The 4,759-nt window shown below is 57.2% G+C and carries 9 protein-coding genes; 7 read left to right on the forward strand and 2 right to left on the reverse strand.

Annotation, left to right across the window (positions count from 1 at the left end):
- The 6 genes from ACZ25G_RS00345 to ACZ25G_RS00370 form a co-directional block, all read left to right on the forward strand.
- A partial coding sequence (locus ACZ25G_RS00345) for a hypothetical protein (protein WP_463681144.1) occupies nt 1-439 on the forward strand: 439 nt, incomplete at its 5' end.
- A gap of 2 nt (nt 440-441) precedes the next feature.
- Nucleotides 442-1,158 (forward strand): hypothetical protein, encoded by a 717-nt coding sequence (locus ACZ25G_RS00350; protein WP_463681145.1) that lies wholly within the window; start codon nt 442-444, stop codon nt 1,156-1,158.
- 16 nt (nt 1,159-1,174) lie between these two features.
- Nucleotides 1,175-1,429 (forward strand): phage holin, encoded by a 255-nt coding sequence (locus ACZ25G_RS00355; protein WP_463681146.1) that lies wholly within the window; start codon nt 1,175-1,177, stop codon nt 1,427-1,429.
- Nucleotides 1,419-2,186 carry an N-acetylmuramoyl-L-alanine amidase gene (locus ACZ25G_RS00360; protein WP_463681147.1) on the forward strand — a complete coding sequence of 256 codons (768 nt, stop codon included), beginning with the start codon at nt 1,419-1,421 and terminating at the stop codon, nt 2,184-2,186. Before ACZ25G_RS00355 ends, ACZ25G_RS00360 begins: the two co-directional genes overlap by 11 nt.
- Nucleotides 2,183-2,470 (forward strand): hypothetical protein, encoded by a 288-nt coding sequence (locus ACZ25G_RS00365; protein WP_463681148.1) that lies wholly within the window; start codon nt 2,183-2,185, stop codon nt 2,468-2,470. The genes ACZ25G_RS00360 and ACZ25G_RS00365 overlap by 4 nt, the downstream gene beginning before the upstream one ends.
- Nucleotides 2,471-2,656: 186 nt before the next feature.
- Entirely contained in the window at nt 2,657-3,070 is a 414-nt protein-coding gene (locus ACZ25G_RS00370; protein ID WP_191510464.1) for a hypothetical protein, read from the forward strand.
- Nucleotides 3,071-3,245: 175 nt separating this feature from the next.
- On the opposite strand, the gene ACZ25G_RS00375 is transcribed toward ACZ25G_RS00370, so the two are convergent.
- Nucleotides 3,246-3,551: a sigma-70 family RNA polymerase sigma factor gene (locus tag ACZ25G_RS00375; protein ID WP_463681149.1), complete on the reverse strand. Its 306-nt coding sequence runs from the start codon at nt 3,549-3,551 to the stop codon at nt 3,246-3,248.
- Nucleotides 3,529-3,759 (reverse strand): hypothetical protein, encoded by a 231-nt coding sequence (locus ACZ25G_RS00380; protein ID WP_191481262.1) that lies wholly within the window; start codon nt 3,757-3,759, stop codon nt 3,529-3,531. The genes ACZ25G_RS00375 and ACZ25G_RS00380 overlap by 23 nt, the downstream gene beginning before the upstream one ends.
- Before the next feature lie 340 nt (nt 3,760-4,099).
- Here ACZ25G_RS00380 and ACZ25G_RS00385 point away from each other — a divergent pair.
- A partial coding sequence (locus tag ACZ25G_RS00385) for a patatin-like phospholipase family protein (RefSeq protein ID WP_463681150.1) occupies nt 4,100-4,759 on the forward strand: 660 nt, incomplete at its 3' end.

Genomic DNA, 4,759 nt, shown 5'->3' on the forward strand with positions numbered 1-4,759 from the left:
CCCCAATACCAGCGGCAACGTCACCCTCTCCGCCTCCAATGTCAGCGCCATCCCTACCAGCCAGAAGGGAGCGTCCAGCGGCGTGGCCTCCCTGGATACCGCCACCAAGGTGACAGCGGCCCAAACAAGCGCGGACATTATGACCACATCGGGAACAGCGTTGACCCTCAGCTCTACCTACGCCGGGAAGCTGGTGAAGTGTACCAGGTCTTCCGGCACCTGCACCATCACCATCTCCTCCAATACCACAGCGTCCCTCCCGGTGGACACCGAGATCGAGATTGTGAGATATGGGGCGGGAGAGGTGACCATCTCCCCGGCCTCTGGGGTCACCCTCTACAGCAAGGACAGCGCCAGAAGCATTGCCAGCCGCTACGGGGCGGTGAGCCTGAAAAAGATGGGAACCAACGAATGGTGGATGGTAGGTGATCTGGAATGAGGATGAGCCATCGACGATCCCTTTACGGCGGAGGGATTCCACCTGTCCCCGCCAGCTGGGCCGCCCACGCAGTGGTAGCTTCCACCGGCAGCTGGAGCCCTGATACAGCAGGATGGTACCGCTTCTATGTCATTGGCCAGGGGGGCAATGGAGGAAGCGGCGACCGGCAGTATAGTACAAGCTCTCTCCTTATCAACCGGGCTGCGGGGGGAGGCGGCGGAGGCACCGGAGGGGTGGCTGTCCATCAGCTTTACCTTACTCCCAGCAACAGCGTCTCCATCACAGTAGGAGACAGCCAGACAACGTTGTCCTTTGATGGGCAAACGGTGACCGCCACAGCGGGAAGCAACGGTGGAAATGGTGCCGCCTCTGCTTCCAACCCGGGAGCTGGAGGGGCGGGAGGCACAGCCTCCGGCGGCAACGTCTCCAACATTGACGGAAGCCAGGGAGGCAACGGCGGGTTTAACTCAAGCGGTTCCAGTACATCGTCACTTTCCGCCCAGGGCGGAGCAGGAGGAACGCCAACAACGGCTATGAAATACGTAGCTTCAGCAGCCTCAAGCGGGGCGGCGACTGGTGCGGCGGCTCCCTACAGCACGGATGTGTCCAGTCCACAACTAGGAGGCGGTGCTTCCGGAGGTGGTGCTAGAAGCAGGAGTTCCGGATATAGCGGCGGAGCGGGAGCCCCAGGCGGTGTGGTCATCGAGGCCGGCGCGTAGAAAGGAGCGAATACATATGAAGAAGATATCGACAGAAACCATGGTGAGGACGATTGTGTTAGCTTTTGCCCTTCTCAACCAGGTGCTGACCATGTTTGGGGTCAACCCCCTCCCCTTCTCAGAAGAGGAGGTATACCAGGGCTGTACCGCCCTGCTGACGGTGGCCTCCTCCCTCTGGGCCTGGTGGAAGAATAACTCCTTTACCCAGGCCGCCATCCAGGCCGATGAGGTCCTCAAGAAAAATAAGGAGGGCGCGGATAATGAGCAATAGCCCGCTCGTGAACTATGTTAAGATCAGCCCTAACAAAAACAGCCCCCGAAATCACAAGATCGATACCATCACCATCCACCACATGGCGGGAAACCTCTCGGTGGAAACCTGCGGCAACCTGTTTGCGTCATCTTCCCGGCAGGCCAGCGCCAACTATGGCATCGGCAGCGACGGCAGGGTGGGGATGTATGTGGAGGAAAAAGACCGCTCCTGGTGCTCCTCCAACGGGGACAATGACCATCGGGCTATCACCATTGAGGTAGCCAACGACCAGATCGGGGGAAACTGGCATGTCAGCGATACCGCCTTGGAGAAGCTCATCGAGCTTTGCGCGGACATCTGCAAAAGAAACGGCATCCCAAAGCTCAATTACACCGGGGACACAAAGGGCAATCTGACCATGCACAAGTGGTTTGCGGCCACGGCCTGCCCTGGGCCTTATCTGGAGAGCAAGTTCCCCTACATTGCGGAGCAGGTCAACCAGAGGCTGGGAGGCTCCGGCGGGGAAACCGCGAAACCGGATGACGCCCTCTACCGAGTTCAAACAGGTGCTTTCAGCAAGAAAGCCAATGCCCAGGCCATGGCGAAGCAGTTAGAGGCCAAGGGATACAGCACCTATCTGGTGCAGGTAGACGGTCTCTACAAGGTGCAGACAGGAGCCTTTTCGGTAAAAGCCAATGCTGACAACCTCTGCGAGAAGCTCAAAAAGGACGGTTTCTCCGCCTTTGTGGCAAAGGGAAAGGAGGGCCTGGCATGAACTGTGAAGCCTGCCCCCAGGAGGATCGGATCAAGGCGCTGGAGGAGGACAGCCAGCGCAACCAAAAGACCCACAAGGAATTTTTCAGCAGGTTTGAGACCCTCAACCTGGAGGCGGCCGGCATCCAGAAGGACTTTCAGAATATCCTGCTGGTCCTCAACGAGGTGAAAGCGGACGTCAAAGAGCTCAAGGACAAGCCCGCCCGCCGGTGGGAGAGCGTGGTCAACCTAGTGCTCCAGTGGGCGGTGCTGGGGCTTTTGGCCGCCGCCATGATCTTTCGATGAGAAAGTCCCCTATTTCTTTAGAAGAAATAGGGGACTTTCTTTGCTATTAATGATAATTTATTTTGGAACAAAAATAAAAATTGTAATAATTTTGTTGGTGGAATTTTATTGTATTGATGGCGCTATTGAGGTATACATAAGATGAAAAGAAAAAACGCCGACAGTTTCAAAAGAGGAGGGGATTTGATGATCAGCAAGGGAAGATTCTGGAGAGCGGCCATACTACTCCTGCTGCTGGGCGGAGGATTTTGCCTCCTTGCCCTGGCGGCACAGGCTGGGGACAACAGCTACCGGCAGCCATGGCTTTCCCTCCTGGCATGGTCGCTGCCGCCCCTGGCCGCCTTGGGGATGGGAGCGGTTGCCTGCCTGGATGGGCTCCGGGAGAAGCTGCGCTCCTTCCGGTGGGATGGCGCCTGCTGGGCAGCCCTCCTCCTGCTTCTGCTGGCCTTTGCGCGGATTTTGTCCTACGGGCTCTGGCTGATCTGGCCCGCTGCCTGGAATGGGCTGCTGGAGATAGGGATCCACGGCGTTGGCGGCATGGATGTGCTGGCCGGCTTTCTGGCCTCCTTTACCCTGGCAGGGGGATTTGACAAACAATAAAAGCGGCGGATGAGAACAAAAAAGCCCGGAGCTGCCTGCTCCGGGCTTTCTATTTTTAATTTGGGTATAGGAGAAAATTCCGAGAATCAGCTGGCTGCTGGGAATGAGGATAAGCTTATATGAACCAGGAAGTGGCTATTTTTCGATAAATCACCTCTGGTGTCCCCTATTTCTGTCAATTTCGAAGGTCTAGATACCGGAGTACCCGGTAAATCCGCTCCCGGCCGTTTTTGATTCCCCGGCTGACGCTGGATTTGTTGACCCCTCGGTCCTGGGCGATCTGGGTCATACTCTCCCGGCCAAAGTAATGCCGGGTCATATACTCCAGCTGCAAGGGGGTCAGCTCCTCCTCCATCACCCGGCGGAGAATCTGCTTGGCCTTTTTCAGCTGCCGGCTGTTGTCCTCCCCGGTCTGAGCGGCAAACCGCTCCAAGCTGGCCCGGTCGTATAGATGAAAGTCAAGACTCCAACGGGAACCCATGGCGCCCCTCCTTCTCCCAATAATGGGTCAGATATGCCGAAATTTTCCGCAGATCCAACAGTTCCGCATACAGGGCCGCTACCCGGCCCTCCAGCAGGAGGCTTTCCTCCCCCCGCGCCGTCTTCTGCTCTTCCTTGAGCCTGGCCAGCCGGGCTTCTACCTGCTCCGCTGTCCTGCGGTATTCAACTGCCAACTCCTGTAAATTCATGGCGCACCTCCCTTGATCGTCCGGTGGGTTATGTTCCAAACAGCCTGTCCCCATGACCCGCGGGCAGGCAACGCTGGTGTAATCTTCCAAAATTCCTTGTTTGTTCTTTAATTCCATTGTATCATGCATATTGAGTTGTATCAATACTCAATTTGCACAAATTATCTCCAAAATTTTCTGAATTATCCTGATAAGCCATGGAAACTAGAAAACTATGTTCTTTTTAAAGCGACCGGACGCACAGGATAAAATTCCCTGCCCAGCCGTTACAGTTTTTTCATGAAAAATGCACGGCGGTTGTGGTATCCTGTCTTTAGAACAGGGTAAGGAGGAATCCTCTATGAAAAAAGGGCTGGTTTTGGCGGGCGGCGGTTCCCGGGGAGCCTATCAAATCGGGGTATGGCAGGCCCTGCGGGAGCTGGATTTCCAGATCCAGGCGGTGGCGGGCACCTCGGTGGGCGCCCTCAACGCCGCCATGGTGGCTCAGGATGATTTTGAGGGGGCCCTGGCCCTCTGGGAGCGTCTGACCACCGGCGACATCCTCGCCATCGGCGGAAAAGAGGAGGCCGGGAAAGGGCTGATCCAGGAAGCCAGGGCCGCGGTGGGCAATGTGTTGGGCGGGATAGACGCCACCCCCCTCCACGACCTGGCTTACCGGGTGCTGGATGAGGAAAAAATCCGGCGCAGCCCCATGGATTTTGGCCTGGTGACCGTCCGGTTCCCAGACTTTAAGCCGGAGGTCCTGCTGGCGGAGGAGATCCCCCAGGGGAAGCTTGTGGATTATGTGCTGGCCAGCGCCGCCTGTTTCCCCACCATGAAAAGCTATGAAATCGACGGCCGCCAGTATATCGACGGAGGCTATTACAACAACCTGCCCATCCAGATTGCCTACCGGCAGGGGGCCAGGGACATCATCGCCGTGGACCTGAAAACCCTGGGCATTGTCCGGCCGGCCCGCTATCCCGACGCTAGGATCCGGGTGGTCAGCTGCCACTGGGAC

Source organism: Zongyangia sp., assembly GCF_965361945.1.

Excerpts from the sequence above, each read along its gene's own strand:
- ACZ25G_RS00350 (WP_463681145.1), top strand. The coding sequence starts at position 442 with ATGAGCCATCGACGATCCCTTTACGGCGGAGGGATTCCACCTGTCCCC.
- ACZ25G_RS00355 (WP_463681146.1), top strand. The coding sequence starts at position 1,175 with ATGAAGAAGATATCGACAGAAACCATGGTGAGGACGATTGTGTTAGCT.
- ACZ25G_RS00360 (WP_463681147.1), top strand. The coding sequence starts at position 1,419 with ATGAGCAATAGCCCGCTCGTGAACTATGTTAAGATCAGCCCTAACAAA.
- ACZ25G_RS00365 (WP_463681148.1), top strand. The coding sequence starts at position 2,183 with ATGAACTGTGAAGCCTGCCCCCAGGAGGATCGGATCAAGGCGCTGGAG.
- ACZ25G_RS00370 (WP_191510464.1), top strand. The coding sequence starts at position 2,657 with ATGATCAGCAAGGGAAGATTCTGGAGAGCGGCCATACTACTCCTGCTG.
- ACZ25G_RS00375 (WP_463681149.1), bottom strand. The coding sequence starts at position 3,551 with ATGGGTTCCCGTTGGAGTCTTGACTTTCATCTATACGACCGGGCCAGC.
- ACZ25G_RS00380 (WP_191481262.1), bottom strand. The coding sequence starts at position 3,759 with ATGAATTTACAGGAGTTGGCAGTTGAATACCGCAGGACAGCGGAGCAG.